This is a genomic window from Burkholderia sp. AU4i (assembly GCF_000466765.1).
Lineage (GTDB): Bacteria > Pseudomonadota > Gammaproteobacteria > Burkholderiales > Burkholderiaceae > Burkholderia > Burkholderia cepacia.
Window position 1 is genome coordinate 1 of the sequence record NZ_ASSI01000068.1, and the last position, 19,928, is coordinate 19,928.

General features: G+C 68.0%; 14 protein-coding genes and 1 pseudogene. 5 read left to right on the plus strand and 10 right to left on the minus strand.

Translation table 11 applies throughout. The annotated features are described in order from the left end of the window. Window positions 1-627 (plus strand): annotated as a pseudogene (locus L810_RS48115) (NYN domain-containing protein); the annotation flags it as partial. Window positions 628-808: 181 nt separating this feature from the next. Here L810_RS48115 and L810_RS16390 read toward each other — a convergent pair. From L810_RS16390 to L810_RS16425, 8 genes are all read right to left on the minus strand, one after another. Continuing rightward, window positions 809-1,201: a VOC family protein gene (locus tag L810_RS16390; RefSeq protein ID WP_021159389.1), complete on the minus strand. Its 393-nt coding sequence runs from the start codon at window positions 1,199-1,201 to the stop codon at window positions 809-811. Window positions 1,202-1,306: 105 nt separating this feature from the next. Next, window positions 1,307-4,615: an efflux RND transporter permease subunit gene (locus tag L810_RS16395; protein ID WP_021159390.1), complete on the minus strand. Its 3,309-nt coding sequence runs from the start codon at window positions 4,613-4,615 to the stop codon at window positions 1,307-1,309. Between the two features lie 104 nt (window positions 4,616-4,719). Continuing rightward, window positions 4,720-7,833: an MdtB/MuxB family multidrug efflux RND transporter permease subunit gene (locus L810_RS16400; RefSeq protein WP_021159391.1), complete on the minus strand. Its 3,114-nt coding sequence runs from the start codon at window positions 7,831-7,833 to the stop codon at window positions 4,720-4,722. 15 nt (window positions 7,834-7,848) lie between these two features. Then, entirely contained in the window at window positions 7,849-9,216 is a 1,368-nt protein-coding gene (locus L810_RS16405) for an MdtA/MuxA family multidrug efflux RND transporter periplasmic adaptor subunit (protein ID WP_042974981.1), read from the minus strand. Window positions 9,217-9,469: 253 nt separating this feature from the next. After that, window positions 9,470-10,294 carry an IclR family transcriptional regulator gene (locus tag L810_RS16410; protein WP_021159394.1) on the minus strand — a complete coding sequence of 275 codons (825 nt, stop codon included), beginning with the start codon at window positions 10,292-10,294 and terminating at the stop codon, window positions 9,470-9,472. 622 nt (window positions 10,295-10,916) lie between these two features. Beyond that, window positions 10,917-12,881, minus strand: coding sequence for a PhoX family protein (locus tag L810_RS16415; RefSeq protein WP_021159396.1), 1,965 nt, complete (start codon window positions 12,879-12,881; stop codon window positions 10,917-10,919). Between the two features lie 159 nt (window positions 12,882-13,040). Then, a complete protein-coding gene (locus L810_RS16420) occupies window positions 13,041-14,234 on the minus strand; it encodes an ammonium transporter (RefSeq protein ID WP_021159397.1) in 1,194 nt (397 codons plus the stop codon). Between the two features lie 263 nt (window positions 14,235-14,497). Continuing rightward, window positions 14,498-14,833: a hypothetical protein gene (locus L810_RS16425; protein ID WP_021159398.1), complete on the minus strand. Its 336-nt coding sequence runs from the start codon at window positions 14,831-14,833 to the stop codon at window positions 14,498-14,500. Between the two features lie 193 nt (window positions 14,834-15,026). Between L810_RS16425 and L810_RS16430 the strand changes: the two genes are divergently transcribed. The 4 genes from L810_RS16430 to L810_RS16445 all read left to right on the plus strand — a co-directional run bounded on the left by L810_RS16430 (window position 15,027) and on the right by L810_RS16445 (window position 17,486). Continuing rightward, a complete protein-coding gene (locus tag L810_RS16430) occupies window positions 15,027-15,455 on the plus strand; it encodes a hypothetical protein (protein WP_021159399.1) in 429 nt (142 codons plus the stop codon). A gap of 90 nt (window positions 15,456-15,545) precedes the next feature. Further along, the gene (locus L810_RS16435) at window positions 15,546-16,001 is read left to right on the plus strand and encodes an Rrf2 family transcriptional regulator (protein WP_021159400.1); all 456 of its coding nucleotides are present in this window, start codon (window positions 15,546-15,548) and stop codon (window positions 15,999-16,001) included. Window positions 16,002-16,129: 128 nt separating this feature from the next. After that, on the plus strand, window positions 16,130-16,771 hold the full coding sequence (locus tag L810_RS16440) for an NAD(P)-dependent oxidoreductase (protein ID WP_021159401.1): 642 nt from the start codon (window positions 16,130-16,132) through the stop codon (window positions 16,769-16,771). A 244-nt stretch (window positions 16,772-17,015) separates the two neighbouring features. Next, entirely contained in the window at window positions 17,016-17,486 is a 471-nt protein-coding gene (locus L810_RS16445; protein ID WP_021159402.1) for an Lrp/AsnC family transcriptional regulator, read from the plus strand. 42 nt (window positions 17,487-17,528) lie between these two features. On the opposite strand, the gene L810_RS16450 is transcribed toward L810_RS16445, so the two are convergent. After that, window positions 17,529-18,302, minus strand: coding sequence for an ABC transporter ATP-binding protein (locus tag L810_RS16450; protein ID WP_021159403.1), 774 nt, complete (start codon window positions 18,300-18,302; stop codon window positions 17,529-17,531). A 4-nt stretch (window positions 18,303-18,306) separates the two neighbouring features. After that, the gene (locus tag L810_RS16455) at window positions 18,307-19,920 is read right to left on the minus strand and encodes an ABC transporter permease (protein WP_021159404.1); all 1,614 of its coding nucleotides are present in this window, start codon (window positions 19,918-19,920) and stop codon (window positions 18,307-18,309) included. Window positions 19,921-19,928: the final 8 nt, after the last annotated feature.

Below are 19,928 nucleotides of genomic sequence, written 5' to 3' on the forward strand. Positions count from 1 at the left end.
GGCGAAGGCGGGGCCGCACACCACGGCGGTCACCACGGCGCGCGCGCGGCGGAGCCGGCGCGGGCCGGCCGCGAGCCGCGACGTCGCGAGCAGCGGGCGGAAGCAGTCGTGCATGAAACCGCGCAGGTCGACGCGGACGACGCGGCGATGGCCGAATCGGCCGGAGCCGCCGAAATCGCGGCAGTCGTGCCGGCTGAAACGACCGAAGCCGTGGAAGCGGTGGAAGCAGCCGAGGCGCACGGCGACGCGAAGGATGGCCGCAAGCGTGCGCGCAAGAGCGCGGCGAAGAAGACCGGCGCGAAGAAGGGTGCCGCCGCGAAGAGCGCAGGCCGTGAGTCGGCCGGGCGGCCGGACGACGCCGGGCATGGCGCGGCGAAGCACGGCGGCGACCAGCACGCGCACGGCAAGCATGCGGGCGACACGCATCGCGACCCGGAGCAGGGCGACATGTGGCCCGCCGCGGTGACGCACACCGAGCCGTCGGCCGGCGACGTCGGCGGCGAGGTGGCTGCCGCGCCGGCCGAGGCGGCTGTCGAGGCGCCCGCCGAAGCCAAGCCGAAGAAACCGGCCCGCAAGGCGGCGCCGCGCGCGCGGCGTCCGCGCAAGACGGCGGCAGCGGCCGAGTAATGGTCGCGTAATGGTCGAGTAGTGGCCGAGGTAACGGCCGAACAACGGCCGAATAACGGCCGAGCCGGGTAATGGCCCGTTAATGGCCCGGTAACGGCCGCCGGCCGGGTGTCGTCCGAAGCAGGTCGGCACGCGGGCCGGTTTCTCGCAGTGCAACAGCGGCCGGCGCAATGCCGGCCCTTCAGCCGAGCTGACCGTTCAGCGCATAAGGCTGCGTCATCACTTCGAGGAAGTGGCCGTCCGGATCGTCGAAATACACGCCGCGGCCGCCGTTGTGGCGGTAGATGTCATCGGGTTGCCGCTTCGCGGGATCGGCCCAGTGCGACAGCCCGCGCTCGCGGATGCGTGCCAGCACGCGATCGAAGCCGGCTTCGTCGAGCAGGAACGCGTAATGCTGCGACCGGATGTCCCCCGCCTGTTCGTAGAAATCGAGCGACACGCCGTTGTCGAGCGGCACGACCAGCATCGCGCCGAACGGCGTCGGCGGCGGTAGTTCCAGAAGCTCGGTGAGGAAGCGGCTCGACGCGCGCTTGTCGCGGCACCAGACGATCGTATGGTTGAGCTGGACGTTCATGGCGTGTCCCCGTGAAGGGTCCCGCGGTGGGCATGGACTCACGATAGCCGATCGCTGCCGATGCGCAAGCGCGGCAAGCGGCCGCCCGCCGGGCGGCCGCTTCCATCACTCCCCGGCGACGGCCGGCCCGCCGGAATTCCCGCGGCGGTTGCGCCGCTTCTCGGCCCAGACGCGGAAACGGTCCATGTACAGGTAGACGACCGGCGTCGTATAGAGCGTCAGCACCTGCGACACGATCAGGCCGCCGGCGATCGCGATCCCGAGCGGCGCGCGCAGCTCGGCACCGTCGCCGCTGCCGAACGCGAGCGGCAGTGCGCCGAACAGCGCGGCCATCGTCGTCATCATGATCGGGCGGAAGCGCAGCAGACACGCCTCGTGGATCGCGTCGAGCGACGATTTGCCGTAGTTGCGCGTTTGGTCGATCGCGAAGTCGACCATCATGATCGCGTTCTTCTTCACGATACCGATCAGCAGGATCACGCCGATCAGCGCGATGATGCTGAACTCGGTCTTGAACAGCAGCAGCGCGAGCAGCGCACCGACACCGGCCGACGGCAGCGTCGACAGGATCGTGATCGGGTGGATGTAGCTCTCGTACAGGATCCCGAGCACGATATAGACGGCCAGCAGCGCCGCGAGGATCAGGATCGGCTGGTCGTTCAGCGACTGCTGGAACGCCTGCGCGGTGCCCTGGAAGCTGCCGACGATCGTCGGCGGCACGCCAACCTGCGCCATCGTCTGGTAGATCACCTGCGTCGCCTGCGACAGCGACACGCCGGACGGCAGGTTGAACGAGATCGTCGTCGCGACGAACAGCCCCTGGTGGTTGACCGACAGCGGTGTCGTGCTCGGCCCGAACGTCGCGATCGCCGACAGCGGGATCATCGTCGACTTCGACGTCGACACCGACGCACCCGACGAGGCGCTCGACTTGCCGCTCGCCGCGATCGCGTTGAGCGCCTGGTTGCGCGCGGAGTCCGACGCGATCGCCGCGGCGCTCTGCGCGGCCGTGCCGGCGCTCGACGTGCCGGCCGACGTCGCGACGTAGGTGCCGGCCGCCGCGTTGGTGGTCTGCGAGCCGTTCGCACTGCCGCCCGACGTGCTGACCCACACCTGGTTCAGCATCTCGGGGCTCTGCCAGTACTTCGGCGCGACTTCCATCACCACGTGGTACTGGTTCAGCGGGTTGTAGATCGTCGAGACCTGGCGCTGGCCGAATGCGTCGTACAGCGTATTGTCGATCTGCGCGGGCTTGATGCCGAACCGCGCGGCCGTCGCGCGGTCGATCGTCACCATCGCCTCGAGGCCGCCTTGCTGCTGGTCCGAATTCACGTCGGTCAGCTCGGGACGCTTCTGCAGCGCCTCGGTCAGGATCGGCCCCCACTTGTACAGGTCGGCGCTCGAATCGCCGAGCAGCGTGAACTGGTACTGCGCGTTGCTCTGCCGGCCGCCGACGCGGATGTCCTGTGCCGCCTGCAGGAACGTGCGCGCACCCGCGACGTCCGCCAGCGGCGGGCGCAGTTGCTGGATCACCTGGTCGGCCGTCAGCTTGCGCTCGGTACGATCCTTCAGCGTGACGAACATGAAGCCCGAGTTGGTCTGCGTGCCGCCGGTGAAGCCCGCGACGCTCTTCACGTTCGGGTTGCCCTGCACGATCCGCATCATCTCGGAGAACTTCAGCTTCATCGCCTGGAACGACGTCGACTGGTCGGCCTGGATGCCGCCGATCATCAGCCCGGTGTCCTGCTGCGGGAAAAAGCCCTTCGGCACGACGACATACAGGTAGGCGTTCAGCACGATCGTTGCGACGAGCGTCAGCAGGATCAGCAGCGGCCGGCGCAGCGCCCACGACAGCGAGCGTTCGTAACCGCGCTGCATGCGGCTGAAACAGCGTTCCAGGAATCGCGCGAAGCGGCCTTCGCTCTGCGGTTCGTGCGACTCGGGGAGCAGGCGCGCGCACATCATCGGCGTGACGGTGAGCGACACCGCGAGCGACACGGCGATCGCAAGCGACAGCGTCAGCGCGAACTCGCGGAACAGGCGCCCGACGATGCCGCCCATCAGCAGGATCGGCAGGAACACCGCGACGAGCGAAATGCTCATCGACAGCACCGTGAAGCCGACCTCGCGCGCGCCGTCGAACGCGGCCTGCATGCGCGACTTGCCGTTCTCGATATGCCGCGAGATGTTCTCGAGCACGACGATCGCATCGTCGACGACGAAACCGGTCGCGACGATCAGCGCCATCAGCGACAGGTTGTCGATCGAGAAGCCGAGCAGGTACATCGCGCCGAACGTGCCGACGATCGAGATCGGCACTGCGACGCTCGGGATCAGCGTCGCGCGCCAGTTGCGCAGGAACAGGAACACGACCATCACGACGAGGCTGATCGCGATCAGCAGCGTGTGCTCGGTGTCCTTCAGCGACGCGCGGATGGTGGTCGAGCGGTCGAGCACGGGCGTGACCGTGATGTCGGCCGGCAGCGACGCGGTGAGCTGCGGCAGCGCCGCGCGCACGCGGTCGATCGTGTCGATGATGTTCGCGCCGGGCGAGCGGTAGAGGATCACGAGCACCGCGCGCTTGCCGTTCGATAGGCCGAGGTTGCGGAGATCCTCGACCGAATCGACGACGTCGGACAGGTCGGACAGCCGCACGGCCGCGCCGTTGCGATACGCGACGACGAGGTCGCGGTATTGCGACGCCTCGGACGCCTGGTCGTTCGTATACAGCTGGTAGCGCTGCGGGCCGAACTCGATCGCGCCCTTCGGCGCGTTGGCGTTCGCGGAGGCGAGCGCCGCGCGCACGTCCTCGAGGCCGATCCCGTAGTGGAACAGCGCCTGCGGCTCGAGCTCGACGCGCACGGCCGGGTTCGCGGAGCCGCTCACCGACACCTGGCCGATCCCGTCGATCTGCGACAGCGACTGCTGCAGCACCGTCGACGCGGCGTCGTACAGCTTCGCGGGCGACGAGGTTTCCGACGTCAGCGACACGACCATGATCGGCGAGTCGGCCGGGTTGACCTTGCGGTAGGTCGGGTTGCTCTTCAGCGCGGCGGGCAGGTCGGCGCGCGCGGCGTTGATCGCGGCCTGCACGTCGCGGGCGGCGCCGTCGATGTCGCGGTTCAGGCCGAACTGCAGGATGATCCGGGCATTGCCGACCGTGCTCGTCGACGTCATTTCGGAGACGTCGGCGATCGAGCCGAGGTGCCGCTCCAGCGGGCTCGTCACGCTGGTCGCGACGGTCTCGGGGCTCGCGCCGGGCAGCGACGCCTGCACCGAGATGGTGGGGAAGTCGACCTGCGGCAGCGGCGACACCGGCAGCTTGACGAACGCGAACAGGCCCGCGAGCGCGACGCCGATCGCGAGCAGCGTCGTCGCGACGGGGCGCGTGATGAAGGGGCGCGACAGGTTCATGTCGGCACTCGCTGGGCCGTCGCGTGTTCCGACGGATGCGTTTTCGGGAGATGAGGGGGCTGCGCCCCCCCACGCGAACGAAGTGTGCGTGAGGGTCGTGTCATTTACGCATCCGTGCGCGTGCCGGCTTGCGGGCCGTGGCGCTCGAACCAGCCGCGCACGCGGCGCGCGAGCGAGTCGAAGCCGAGGTAGATCACGGGCGTCGTGAACAGCGTCAGCACCTGCGACACGATCAGGCCGCCGGCGATCGCGACCCCGAGCGGCTGGCGCAGCTCGGAGCCCGCGCCGGCGCCGACGATCAGCGGCACCGCGCCGAGCAGCGCGGCGAGCGTCGTCATCAGGATCGGCCTAAAGCGCAGCAGGCACGCCTGGTAGATCGCCTCGCGCGGCGGCTTGCCTTCGACACGTTCGGCCTCGAGCGCGAAGTCGATCATCATGATCGCGTTCTTCTTCACGATACCGATCAGCAGCACGATGCCGATGATCCCGATGATGTCGAGGTCGTGCCCGGTGATCATCAGCGCAAGCAACGCGCCGACGCCGGCCGACGGCAGCGTCGACAGGATCGTGATCGGGTGGATGTAGCTCTCGTACAGCACGCCGAGCACGATGTACATCGTGACGACCGCCGCGAGGATCAGGAACAGCTGGTTCGACAGCGATGCCTGGAACGCGAGCGCCGCGCCCTGGAAGCGCGTCTGGAACGACGCGGGCAGCCCGATGTCCTTCTCGGCGGCCTCGATCGCCTTGACCGCCTCGCCGAGCGAAGCGCCTGCGGCGAGGTTGAACGAGACGGTGGTCGACGGGAACTGCGACAGGTGCGCGACCAGGAGCGGCGACGGCCGTTCGTGGAACGACGCGATCGACGCCAGCGGCACCTGGCCGCCGCCCGCCGACGGCAGGTAGATGTCGTTCAGCGATTGCGCGTAGTGCTGCTCCTTCGGCTCCGATTCGAGAATCACGCGGTACTGGTTCGACTGCGTGAAGATCGTCGACACGATGCGCTGGCCGAACGCGTCGTACAGCGCGTTGTCGACGGTCGCCGGCGTGATGCCGAAGCGCGCGGCGCTCGCGCGGTCGATCTCGATGTAGACGGACTGGCCGTTGCTCTGCAGGTCGGTCGCGACGTCGGCGAGCGACGGCTCCTGCTGCAGCCGCGCGACGAGCTTCGGCACCCAGGTCGCGAACTCTTCCGAGTTCGGGCTCGTCAGCATGAACTGGTACTGCGTTGGGCTGACGGTCGAGTCGATCGTCAGATCCTGCACCGGCTGCATGAAGAGCGAGATCCCGGTGATGTTCGCGACGCGCTGCTGCAGGTCGCGGATGATCTGCGCGGCGGTTTCGGTGCGTTCGTCGCGCGCCTTCAGGTTGATCAGCATCCGGCCGCTGTTCAGCGTGATGTTGCTGCCGTCGACGCCGATGAACGACGTGAGGCTCACGACGTTCGGATCCTTCAGGATCTCGGCCGCGAGTGTCTGCTGGCGCTCGGCCATCGCGCCGTACGAGATCGACTGCGGCGCCTGCGTGATCGCCTGGATCACGCCGGTGTCCTGCGCGGGGAAGAAGCCCTTCGGCACGTACACGTACAGCAGGCCCGTCAGCGCGAGCGTCAGCAGCGCGACGACGAGCGTCGAGCGCTGGCGGTTCAGCACCCATTCGAGCGCGACCGCGTAGCGCGCGATCACCCAGTCGATCGCCTGGTGCACGCGCGCCTCGAAGCGGTGGCTCTCGGGCGGCGGCGAATGGCGCAGCAGCTTCGCGCACATCATCGGCACGAGCGTGAGCGACACGATCGCCGAGATCACGATCGTCACCGCGAGCGTGATCGCGAATTCATGGAAGAGGCGCCCGACCACGTCGCCCATGAACAGCAGCGGGATCAGCACCGCGATCAGCGACACCGTCAGCGAGATGATCGTGAAGCCGATCTGCTTCGAGCCCTTCAGCGCGGCCTCGAGCCCCGATTCGCCTTCCTCGACGTAGCGCGCGATGTTCTCGATCATCACGATCGCGTCGTCGACCACGAAGCCGGTCGCGATGGTGAGCGCCATCAGCGACAGGTTGTTCAGCGAGAAGCCGGCCATGTACATCACCGCGAGCGTGCCGATCAGCGACAGCGGCACCGACAGGCTCGGGATGATCGTCGCGTAGATGTTCGCGAGGAACAGGTACATCACGAGCACGACGAGCCCGACCGCGACCAGCAGCTCGAACTGCACGTCGCGCACGGCGGCGCGGATCATCGTCGTACGGTCGGTGACGATCTGCACGTCGAGCGCGGCCGGCAGCGTTTCCTGCAGCTTCGGCAACTGCGCCTTGATCGCGTCGACGGTCGCGATCACGTTCGCGCCCGGCTGGCGCTGCACGTTCAGGATGATCGCGGGCTCCGAATTCACCCACGCGCCGAGCTTGGTGTTCTCCGAGCCGGCGACGACCGTCGCGACGTCGGTGAGCATCACCGGGCGGCCGCCCTTGTACGCGACGACCGCGCTGTTGTATTGATCGGCGCTCGTGAGCTGGTCGTTCGCGTTGATCGTGTACGCGCGCGTCGGGCCGTCGAAGTTGCCCTTCGGCGTGTTCACGTTCAGGTTCGAGATCGTCGTGCGCAGGTCGTCGAGGTTCATCCCGTACTTCGCGAGCGCGGTCGGGTTCGCCTGGATCCGCACGGCCGGGCGGTTGCCGCCCGACAGGCTGACGAGGCCGACGCCCGCGATCTGCGAGATCTTCATCGCGAGGCGCGTGTCGGCGAGGTCCTGCACCTGCGTGAGCGGCAGCGTCTTCGACGTGACGGCGAGCGTGATCACCGGCGCGTCGGCCGGGTTGACCTTCGCATAGATCGGCGGGGCAGGGAGGTCGGACGGCAGCAGGTTGCCGGCCGCGTTGATCGCGGCCTGCACTTCCTGTTCGGCGATGTCGAGCGGCAGGTCGAGCGAGAACTGCAGCGTGATCACGGACGAGCCGGCCGAACTCTGCGACGACATCTGGTTCAGCGACGGCATCTGCCCGAACTGCCGTTCGAGCGGCGCGGTGACCGACGAGGTCATCACTTCCGGGCTCGCGCCCGGGTAGAAGGTCTGGACCTGGATCGTCGGATAGTCGACTTCCGGCAGCGCGGCGAGCGGCAGGAAGCGCAGCGCGACGAGACCGGCCAGCATGATCGCCGCCATCAGGAGGGCGGTGCCGACCGGCCGGAGAATGAAAAGGCGGGATGGATTCATCGAGCGGCCCGCGCGTTACTGGGCCGCGGGGGCCGCTGCCTGCGACGCGCCGTGCCGGTGTCCGCCGCGCTGGCCGCCGGCGCCCGATGCACCCGACGCCGCACCGGCGCCGCGCGCGCCCGACGCGCCTTTCGGCTTGTCGGCCGGGATCGAGATCTTCGCGCCTTCGCGCAGGCGGTCGGAGCCGTCGGTCACCACGCGTTCGCCGAGCGACACGCCGCTGACGATGCTCGTGCGTTCGCCGTCGACCGGGCCGACCGTGACCTTGCGCACCGTCACCGTGTTGTCGGGTTTCACGACGTAGACGAACTGGCCGATCGAGCCGGTCAGCACGGCGGAGGTCGGCACGATCGTCGCGTTGCGCATCACGTCGACGAGCAGCCGCGTGTTCACGAACTGATTCGGGAACAGCATGCCTTCCTTGTTATCGAAGTTCGCGCGCAGCTTGACCGTGCCCGTGCTCGTGTCGATCTGGTTGTCGAGCGTCGCGAGCGAGCCCGTCTCGAGCGGCACCGTGTTGTTGCGGTTGTACGCGGTGACCGACAGCTTCTGGCCCGCGTTCACCTGCTTGAGGATCTGCGGCAGGTTGTCTTCCGACGTCGTGAAGATCACGCTCATCGGCTGCAACTGCGTGATCACGACGATGCCGTTGGTATCGCCCGGCGTCACGTAGTTGCCGGGATCGACCTGGCGCAGGCCGACGCGGCCCGACACCGGCGCGGTGATGCGCGCATACGTGAGGTTCAGCTTCGCGGAATCGATCGCGGCCTGGTCGGTCTTCACTGCGCCTTCGTACTGCTTGACGAGCGATGCCTGTGTATCGACGGTTTGCGACGCGATCGAGTCCTGCGACAGCAGCGTCTGGTAGCGCTTCAGGTCGAGGCGGGCGGTCGCGAGCAGCGCCGAGTCGCGCGCATGCGTGCCTTCGGCGTTCTCGAGCGCGACCTGGTACGGACGCGGGTCGATCTGCGCGAGCACGTCGCCTTTCCTGACGATCTGGCCTTCCTGGAACGAGACCGACTGCAGGTAGCCCGACAACTGCGTCTTGACCGTCACGTTCGCGAGCGGCGTGACGGTGCCGAGCGCGGACAGCACGATCGGCATTTCGCCCTGCGTCGCGGTCGCGACCTGCACGGGCTGCGGAATGTTCGCCATCGCGGCGGGGCCGCCTCGGCCGCGGTGGCCGCCGCCACCGGCGGCGCTTGCACCCGCGCCCGTCGCGGCACTGCCGGCCGCCGGCGTGCGGTTCCACGGGTGCCACCACAGCAGGCCGCCGATGACGACGACCGCAAGCGCCCCGGCCATCAGCGTGCGGCGCGGGCGTCGTGCGGCGGGAGACGCGGGGTCGTTCGAAGGAGGCGTGGGCTTTTGTTCGTTATCCATCGTGTTCTGTCAGGAAGACGGCGCGGCGTGCCGGAAATCGGACTGCTGGGCTGCGCGTGGGCGGGCAGTGCCGGGAGGGGGCGCCCGGCTCGGTCCGGGGCCCCGCCGGCCTGCGCGGGAAAAGAGCGGTGCGCACCGCGAAGGCGGCGCGACGATGGGCATGATCCTACGTCCCGTCCCCGTTACAGTCCAGTGGACTATCTTTCAACGGGTTACGGTCGTTACAGAACGCAATTGGACGATGACGAATCGATTACACGGCGTGCCGCCGGGCCGGTGCGCCGCCGATCTCGCGGGTGATTTTCGCGATGCATTCGTGCAGCGCGGGTACCACGTGTTCGTGCAGCCATTCGGGCGGGCACTGGTGCGACGCGCCGCCGCAATTCACCGAATAGCGCTGCCCCGACGGGCCGACGAAACCGGCCGCCACCGCATTCAGGCCCTCGCGCCATTCGCCGATCGCGATCGCGCAACCGTCGCGCATCGCGTCGTCCAGCGCGGGGGTCAGGCGCGCGGACACGTGCGGCCAGTCGTCGCCGGCCGTGGTGCGCAGCGACTCGAGCAGCTGGCGGCGTTCGTCGTCCTCGAGTGCGGCGAGATACGCACGGCCGACCGCGGTGCGTGCGATGTCCATCCGCGAGCCGATCTCGAGACGCGTGACGAGCACGGCCGAGCGCGGCCGGATCACGTCGATCGCGACCATGTCGAGCCGGTCGCGCACCGCGAGGTGCACGGACAGCGACGTGCGTTCGGCCAGCTCGATCATGAACGGCCGCGAGCGCGCGCGGATGTCGAAGTTGCGCAGGAAGCCGTGGCTCAGTTCGAGCACCGACGCGGTGAGCACGAAGCGCTCGCTGTCGGGCAACTGGAACAGGAAGCCGGCGCTGACGAGCGTCGCGGTGATGCGCGAGACGGTCGGCTTCGGGATGCCGGTCAGTTCGGTCAGCTCGCGGTTGCTGACGGGCGCGTCGGCAGCCGCGATGCGGCGCAGCACCGCGAGGCCGCGGGCGAGGGCGGTGATTTCGTCGGGCGAGGATTCACGGTCCCGCGACGCGGGAGGGGTTACAGTGGTCGACACGAGGGATTCTCTCTATTTCCGAAACTCGATTTCAATTTTGTTGGTTTTGTAGGACTATTGTCAAAGGATGCATGTTCCGTGGGTGAACCGGTCATGGGATGAGATTTTACGGGTTCACCCTTGGTTTATTAGGAAAACGCTCAAATGAGCGTTGCCAGAAAGTGCATGAACCGGTGCAAATACCGCTTGACTTGTCGGGCGGAAACGGAAAGAATGTCTCACGTTTTCGAAACATCGTTTCAAGAGTTTAACCGGCAACGATGTTTCGCGCAGTCTCTCAGGTTCTAGCACGGCCCTCGGAATGGCTAGAACTTTTTTAGCGCCACGGTCTCCGTGGCGCTTTTTTTTGCCCGTTTTCCTGCTCGCCCGCCCGGACGCGTCAGGCCCGTATTATCCCCCGATCGTCGAAACCCCCCGTTTTTACCCGCGCGGCGTCTGCTCGCGCGTGCGCGTGACGCGATTCGCACGCGCAAAAAAAAGCGCGATGTCCGCACTGGGCATCGCGCATCAAACGGCGTGGAGCGCCGACGAATGATCGGTGATGAAGAAAGGGGCGCCCGGTTAGGGACGCCCGGTCAGGCACGTCCCCGGCCGGCGGGCGGCGCCTCCTCGCGCGGCCCGGTCAGGCCTTCGCGAGCTTGATGCTGGTCTGCTCGGCCGTCAGGTAGCCGACGCTCGCGCCGAAGCGGTCCTTGAAGTTCGCGCGCACGAGCGGGTCGAGCGTCGGCTTGACCTTGTCGTGCAGCGGCGATTCCCAGTCGCCCGCGTGCTGGAAGTTGCTCATGATGTACGTCCAGCCGTTGATCTCGTCGACCGCGTGCAGGCCGGTCGATTCCGCGCCGGCCGGGCACGACAGCACGCGCACCAGCGACTTCGTGTCGACGTTGTAGGCCCACAGGAAGTTGTTCACGTGCATGCCCGAGTCTTCGCCGATGAAGAGCGTGCGCAGCTTTTCGGAGAACTTCAGGTTGTCCGGGTTCGCGATCTTGTCCGGGTTCGCGAGGTTGCCGAGCCCGTCGGCCGCGGCGAGATCCTCGCCGACGAGCGCGGCCGGCGCGCCCATGTCGACCGGCACCCATTCGCTGTCGATCGCGCTGCCCGTCGTGTCGCGCTGGCTGCCCTTCAGGTTCAGCGCATAGACGGCGCCCGCGGCGATCTTCTTGTCGACCGCGACGTCGCGCGACGCCGCATTGCCCTTGACCATCGACGTCTCGATTCGCGACATCGCCGTGTAGACGATCTTGTCCTTCGCGTTCACGGTCGTGCCTTCGAGCTTCGTGAAGCCCATGCTGCCGCCGAGCAGTGCCGCATAGCGGTGCGTCTCGAGGAACGCGGCCGCCTTTTCCATCCCCGGCTTCACGCGCATCCAGTTGAACTTGCCGCCGAAGTGGACCTTCGTGTAGCTCGCATCGTTCGGGTCGGTGGTCACCAGGTCCATGATGTCCGATGCCTTCAACGTGTTCGCGAGCGCCTCGATCTCGCTGCTCGTCGCGTGGCCGATCCTGATCCACGTGAGCGTCGCGGTGCCGGCGCCAGCCGACGAGGTCTGCGTCCACTTCGCGACATACAGCGTGCCGGCCGACAGGTCGGCGGCCTTGTCGGCGACGAACATGAACAGGCCGCCGTTGGTCGCGTCGTCGCCCATCATCACGGTGCGCTGGTCCGGCATCACCTGGATCAGCTCGTGCGAGATGCGGCCGAGGCAATAGTGCTTCTTCACGGTGCCCGTGCCGTCGGGATTCACGGTGATCTCGGGCAGGTGGCCGTAGTGGTAGGGGTTCGCCTTCGTCTCGTCGCCGAACGTGTTCTTGCTGAACGCCTTGAACTGCGCGTCGGTCGCGGCCTTGGTCGCGTCCGGCTCGTACTCCTCGCTCGACAGGTGCGTGCCCCACGGCGACAGGCTCGCGCCGCACGTGATCCACAGGCCGTGCGCCTTCGACGTGTCGACGTTGTGGTACTTGACGACCTTCAGCGCGCCGTTGGCCGGATCCTGGTCGAGCGTCAGCACCGCGATCGGCGACGGCAGCTGGCCGTACTGCGATGCGCTCGCCTGGTCGCGCGTCGTGTATTCGAACTGCACGACGGCGAACACCGTGTTGCCTTTCACGCCGGGCACGTTCGCGTTCTTCAGCGTCAGCAGCGAGCTGCCGTCCGGGCAGTCGGAATAGAACTGGCGCTCCTTGCCGGCAACCGAGCGGTCGATGATCGGCTGGTTGTTGATGTCGTAGTAGCCGCCCGCGAGCGTCGTGCCGCCCTTGCCGTCCGGCACCATGTCGCCCGTCACGAAGAACGGCCGGTACGCCAGCTTGAAGTTGCGCGCCGAGCCGTCCGAGAACGACACCGACAGCGTCGAGCCGACCGTCGTCGTGGCCATCGCGGCCGCGTTGTCGAGCGTGGGTGCGGCCATCGCCGAGAACGTCGCCGACGTGTACGCGGCGGCGACCGGGGCCGGCGTCGACGCCGGATTGTCGTCGCCGCCGCAACCCGTCAGCAGGGCCGGCAGCGCGAGGCCGGAAAGGGGAAGCATCGGCGCGCCGGCGAGGATCTTCAGGGCCTGACGACGGGAAGCATTGGGCAACGCGGGCATGTGGAGTCCAGTTTCAGTTGTTGGAAGAATGGCCTTCGCGAAGCAGGCGCTCGGCAAGCTCCGCGAAGGCAAATTGAAAACTGGACGGAAGTGTAAGGACGCTCGATGAAAGTTTTTTGAATTGAAAACGTAATGGCGAGTTGGGCGTTTGTCAGGGGCTCAATCGCGTTCCGGCGTCGCCGAGATGCGGTGGATCGACAGGTCCGCGCCGTCGAATTCGGCTTCGCGGTCGAGGCGCAGCCCGACGGTCGCCTTCAGCGCACCGTACACGAGCGTGCCGCCCGCGGTCGCGATCGCGATGCCGCCGAGCGTGCCGACGAGCTGTGACATGAACGACACGCCGCCGAGGCCGCCGAGCGCGGGCAGGCCGAACACGCCGGCCGCGAGCCCGCCAAGCGCGCCGCACATGCCGTGCAGCGGCCACACGCCGAGCACGTCGTCGATGCGCCACTTGTTCTGCACGCAGGTGAACATCGCGACGAACAGTGCGCCGGCGGCCGCGCCCGTGACGAGTGCGCCGATCGGGTGCATCACGTCGGAGCCCGCGCAGACCGCGACGAGGCCCGCGAGCGGCCCGTTGTACGTGAAGCCCGGGTCGTTGCGGCCGGCCATCCACGCGGCGAGCGTGCCGCCGACCATCGCCATCAGCGAGTTCACGGCGACGAGGCCGCTGATCTTGTCGAGCGTCTGCGCGCTCATCACGTTGAAGCCGAACCAGCCGACCGCGAGCACCCACGCACCGAGCGCGAGGAACGGGATGTTCGACGGCGGGTGCGCGGCGATCCGGCCGTCCTTCGCGTAACGGCCGTGGCGCGCGCCGAGCAGCAGTACGGCCGGCAGCGCGACCCAGCCGCCGAACGCGTGCACGACGACGGAGCCCGCGAAATCGTGGAACGGCGTGCCGAACGCGTGCGTGAGCCAGGCCTGCACGCCGAAGCGTTCGTTCCACGCGATCCCTTCGAAGAACGGATAGATGAAGCCGACGATGATCAGCGTCGCGACGAGCTGCGGATTGAACTTCGCGCGCTCGGCGATGCCGCCGGAGACGATCGCGGGAATGGCCGCCGCGAAGGTCAGCAGGAAGAAGAAGCGCACGAGCGCGTAGCCGTTGTGCTGCGACAGCGTGCCGATGTCGTCGAAGAACTCGACGCCGTACGCGATCGTGTAGCCGATGAAGAAATACGCGAGCGTCGACACCGAGAAGTCGACCAGGATCTTCACGAGCGCGTTGACCTGGTTCTTCTTGCGGACCGTGCCGAGTTCGAGAAATGCAAAGCCCGCGTGCATCGCGAGCACCATGACGGCGCCGATCAACAGGAACAGTGAGTCGACGCCGGATTTCAGACCATCCATGCCGTGGCTTCCTTGCGCAAAAAACGGGCAAGGAATGCAAATATCGAGCCAACTTGGTGAGCCGCCGCATGGAGTTGGTGCCCGGGCGCCGCGTGGTGAGGCATTCCGATGAATCGTGCACGGGAAGAGGGCGTAGCCGGCGCAGCCCGAGCGCGATGCCGGGTGCACGTGTGTGGTGCGACGCGTACGGAACTGGTGCGTGCGACGAGCCGGTTGGTGCGGCGTGGTGCGCGATGGTGCGTCGCGGCGCACCAGCCGGCGCGTCAGTGGCGCGCGAACAGCGGGGGCGGCCGCCGCAGCCGTAGCGCACACACCGACCAGTAGGCGGCGACGGTTGTCAGCCCGAGCGCGGCGAACGCGAGCGCCGCGAAGCCCGTGAGCGACTGGCCGTCGACGTCGGGGCCGAGGATGCCTTGCGCGACGATCAGCGCGGCCGTCCAGAAGCCGATCACGGCCTGCGCGAGCAGGCGCGCGGCTGCGACGCGGCGCGGGCGCCCGGATTCGGCCAGACGGTGCACCGACCGCGGGCGCAGACACAGGAACAGGGTGGCGGCAAGCAACGCGGCCAGGGCGATGAGCCAGTTGACGAGGAAATCCATGAGAAAAAGGGGGCACGTCCGAAGCGGGTTGAAGCTCGCCCACTTTAGAGTCCTTGCGTGTGCGATTGAATCAGACGAGTCCGAAATTGAAAGCCATTTTTAATGGCGGGGCGTGATTGGCCCTGTTCAACAGGCGGTATCATCGACGTCGGTCCAACCACGAGGCCGCGCCACGCGCGGCCGGAGATTGCTGATGAAGATGAAGACATCGCGGGCGCGTCGCGTGCCCGGGTCCGTACTGGCTGCCGTGGCCGCCGGTGCGCTGCTGTTGCTCGCGGGCTGCGAGAAGTCCGGTGCGCCGGTCACGCAACCCGATACGGCCGCGAGCGCGGCCGCCGATGCCGCGAACAACGCGGCCAAGGCGCTCGACCAGGTGGCGAGCACCGTCAACCAGCAGATCAACGCCGCGAAGGCCGGTATCGCGTCCGCGGCGTCGGCCGTGCCGCCGCTGTCCGCGAGCGGCCTTGCCTCCGCCGCGCAGGCGCAGATCGACGCGGCCGCTTCCGCGGTCGTCGCGCATGCGGCTTCCGAAGCCGGCGCGAAGATCGCCGAAGCCGGCAAGAAGCTGCAGCAGTGGAGCCAGCAGAATGCGTCGGGCGCCAAGCCCGCGAGCGGGGAGTGACGCGAGCTTGCATGATCCGCGAATTGTAATTATGATGGTTACATATGTCGCCGGCCGCAGGATGGGCCGGCGTCGTCAAGTGGGTGAGGAATGAATACCAGCAGCCGGTTCGCGTTTGCCGTCCACGTGCTTGCCTTGCTGTCGATGCAGGAAGGCGTGCCGCTGTCGTCAGACATCATCGCGGGCAGCGTGAACACGAACCCGGCGCTGATCCGCCGCCTGCTGTCGATGCTGGCGGCTGCCGGGCTGACCACGTCGCAGCTGGGCGCGGGCGGCGGTGCGCTACTGGCGCGCGAGCCCGGTGCGATCACGCTGCTCGACGTATATCGTGCGGTCGACGATGCGCAACTGTTCGCGCTGCACCGCGAGGCACCGAATCCCGCGTGTCTCGTCGGGCGGCACATCCAGGGCGCGCTGACCGACTACATCGGCGACGCGCAGCGCGCGATGGAAGCCTCGCTTGCCACGCGCACGCTGGCCGACGTCACGGCCGACGTGCTGGATCTGGAACAGCGTACGCAACATGACGTGCGCGCCGGCGGGTAACCGGCGGCAGGGCAGGAAGCCGGACGGCGCGCATGCGCGGTGTCCGGCGCAACGGGGGCTTTGCCCCGTTTTTTTCGATCTTATCTGTAATTAACATCGTTACATATTTTGCTTACTGGAGAATTGACATGACGCAACGTACCCTGAATATCGCGCTGTTCGGCGCCACCGGCACGATCGGCTCGCGTATTGCCGCGGAAGCCGTGCGACGCGGCCATCGCGTGACCGCGCTGTCGCGCCATCCCGGCGCGGCCGGTGACGGCATCACCGCGAAGGCGGCCGACCTGTTCGACGCGGCCAGCATTGCGGCCGCGCTGCCGGGTCATGACGTCGTCGCGAGCGCGTACGGCCCGAAGCAGGACGATGCGACGAAGGTCGTCGCGGCCGCGAAAGCGCTGGTCGCCGGCACACGCGAGGCGGGCCTGAAGCGGCTCGTGGTGGTGGGCGGTGCAGGTTCGCTCGAAATCGCGCCGGGCAAGCAGCTGGTCGACAGCGAAGGCTTTCCCGAAGCGTACAAGGCGCAGGCGCTTGCGCACCGCGATGCGCTCGCCTACCTGAAGACGGTCGACGATCTCGACTGGACGTTCTTCGCGCCGGCCGCGATGATCGCCCCGGGCGAGCGCACGGGCACGTTCCGCACGGGCGTCGGCAAGCTGATCGCGGATGCGCAGGGCAACAGCAGGATCTCGACGGAAGACTACGCGGTCGCGTTCGTCGATGCGCTCGAGCAAGGCAGCTTCGTGCGCGAGATCGCGACGGTCGCGTATTGAGCGTCGCGCCGGCCGGCGCGTGAGCGCCGGGCCGGCCGCGACGTGCAGGAACGCCAGGCGATTCCACCTTGACGGGCGGGATCGCCTGTTTCGTCTGGAGCGGGCTGCGTGCCGGCAGACGCGCACGACCCGCACGTGTACCGGATCGGTATTTACACTGGTCGACGCGGCGAGGCGGTTTTCATATTGTTCCCCGTTGTGCAGGATGAATAGAATAAATTTCTATCTACGAGGGACTGGAGAAATGGACGCCATCGATCGCAAGCTGCTGGAGCTGTTGCAGGCGGATGCCACGCTGCCGATCGCGGAACTGGCACAGCGCGTGAACCTGTCGCAGACGCCGTGCTGGAAGCGCGTGCAGCGGCTCAAGGAAACCGGCTCGATTCGCGCGCAGGTTGCGCTGTGCGATCCGCGCAAGCTTGGGGTCGGCACGACCGTGTTCGTCGCGATCCGGACGAACCAGCACACCGAGGAATGGGCGCAGCGGTTCACGCAGGCCGTGCGCGACATGCCGGAAGTGGTCGAGGTGTACCGGATGAGCGGCGAGACCGATTATCTGCTGCGCGTCGTGGTGGCCGGCATCGACGATTACGACCGCGTCTACAAGCAGCTGATTCGTACGGTGCCGCTGTTCGACGTCAGCTCGTCGTTCGCGATGGAGCAGATCAAGTATTCGACCGCGCTGCCCGTGCGCGACCTTGCCGAGCCGGCGTAGCGCGGCAACGAAACGGCGCGGGCGTGCAGCGCGCCCGCGGGTTCAGCGGCCGCGCGCCAGTGCGCGTGCGCGCTCGTCGGCCAGTGCGTCGCGGCGCACGAAATCCGCGACGAACGGGCTGGCCGGATGGTGATGCAGTGCGTACGGCGTATCCCATTGCGCGAGCTGGCCATCCTTCATCACGCCGATCCGGTCGGCGATCGCGAACGCTTCCGCCTGGTTGTGCGTGACGAGGATCGCGGTGTGGCCCGTGCGTTTCAGGATGTCGCGCAGCTCGAACGCGAGCCGCTCGCGCGTATCGACGTCGAGATTCGAGAACGGCTCGTCGAGCAGCAGCAGTTCCGGTGACGGCGCGAGCGCACGGGCGAGCGCGACGCGCTGCTGCTGGCCGCCCGACAGCTCGTGCGGATAGGCGCTGCCGGAATCGGCAAGGCCGACCAGATCGAGCATTTCCGCGACACGCATGCGCCGTTCGGTCTTCGGCATGCGCCGCAAACCGAACGCGACGTTGTCGGCCGCGCTGAGGTGCGGAAACAGCGCGTAATCCTGGAACATCATGCCGATGCGGCGCCGCTCGGGCGGCACGTCGAGCGACGGCGCCGCGACGGGCGCGCCGTCCAGCACAATGCGCCCCATGCGCACCGGTTCGAAGCCGGCGATCGCGCGCAGCACGGTGGTCTTGCCGCAGCCCGACGCACCGAGCAGGCAGCCGATGTCGCCGCGCGGCAGCGCGAGGCTCAGGCCGTCGACCACCGTGCGGCGGCCGTGCGGCGTGTCGTAGGCGAGGCAGAGGTCATCGAGTTCGAGCAGGTTCACGGTGTCAGGCTCCGATCTTGTGGCGGGTGCGGGCGAGCAGGATCACGGGCACGAGCCCGGCCAGCACGATCGCGAGGGCGGCGACCGCGCCTTCCTCGTAGGTGCCGCGCGCCGCTTCCGCATACAGCCAGGTGGCGAGCGTGTCGAAGTTCAGCGGACGCAGCAGCAGCGTCGCCGGCAATTCCTTCATGGCGTCGACGAACACCAGCAGTGCGCTCGTGGTGAGCGCGGGCCGCAGCAGCGGCAGGTGCACGCGGCGCAGCGTGCCGCCGGCCGTTTCGCCGAGCGAACGCGCGGCCTGTTCCAGCGACGGCGGGATGCGCGCGAGGCCGGCCTCGATGCTGCCGGCCGGGATCGCGAGAAAACGCACCGTGTAGGCGATCACGAGCGCGGCCGCCGAGCCCATCAGCAGCAGCCCGTCGCGGCCGAGTGCCGCGCCGAACAGCCGGTCGGCCGCCGCGAACGGGATCAGCAGGCCGATCGCGAGCACGGTGCCGGGCACCGCATAACCGAGGCTCGCGATTCTCGCGCACACGCGGGCCGGGCCCGCGCCTGCGCTGTCGCGTTGCGCGCGCGCGGCCCATGCGACGACGAGCCCGCACGCGAGTGTCGCGACGGTGGCGGCGGTGGCGATCGTCAGCGTGTTCGCGAGCCCCGTCATCAGTTGCGCGGACACGCCCCCGACGAGATGCAGCCGCTTGGCCGTCTCGACCGCGAGATACGCGGCCGGCGCGCCGAAGCCGAGCAGCACGGGCAGCCAGCCGAGCACGGCGGCGCCCCATGCGGCCGTACCCGTCAGGCGGCGCGGCGCGATCGGCCGCATGCGCCGGCCATGCGCATAGCGCTGGCGGCGGCGCCCGTAGCGTTCGAGCACGATCATGCCCACGACGATCGCGAGCATCGCGAGCGCGATCTGTGCGGCGCCGGCGAGATCGGACCGCGTGATCCATGTCGTGTACACGGATACCGTCAGCGTCTGCACGCCAAGGAATTCCGATGCGCCGATATCGTTCAGCGTTTCGAGCAGCGCGAGGCTCACGCCGACCGCGATCGCGGGCCGCGCGAGCGGCACGACGACGCGCCAGAACGTGGCGATGCGTCCCGCGCCGAGCGTGCGCGCGGCTTCGAGCAGGCTCGCGGACTGCGTGACGAACATCGCGCGCGTGCTCAGGTAAACATAGGGATACAGCACGAAACCGAGTACGAAGATCGCGCCGGGCAGCGAGCGCAGGTCGGGCAGGCGGAACTGGCGCGGGCTGTCGAAGCCGAGCAGCCAGCGGATCGCGCCCTGTACGGGGCCGATCGGGTGCAGCAGGTCGAGGTATGCGAACGCGACGATGTAGGTGGGCACCGCGAGCGGCAGCAGCAGTGCCCATGTGAGCACGCGGCGGCCGGGAAAGTCGTATGCGGTGACGAGCCACGCGCAGCCGGTGCCGACGATCGACACGATCGTGCCGACGCCCGCGAGCAGCAGCAGCGTATTGACGAGCGCCTGCGGCAGCACGAATTCGGCGAGATGCCGCCAGTGCGCGAGATCGGCGTCGAATGCGGCGCCCACGAGCACCGCGAGCGGCGCCGCGACCGCCGCGGCGATCGCCAGCGCCGCGAGCAGCCACACGCTGCCCG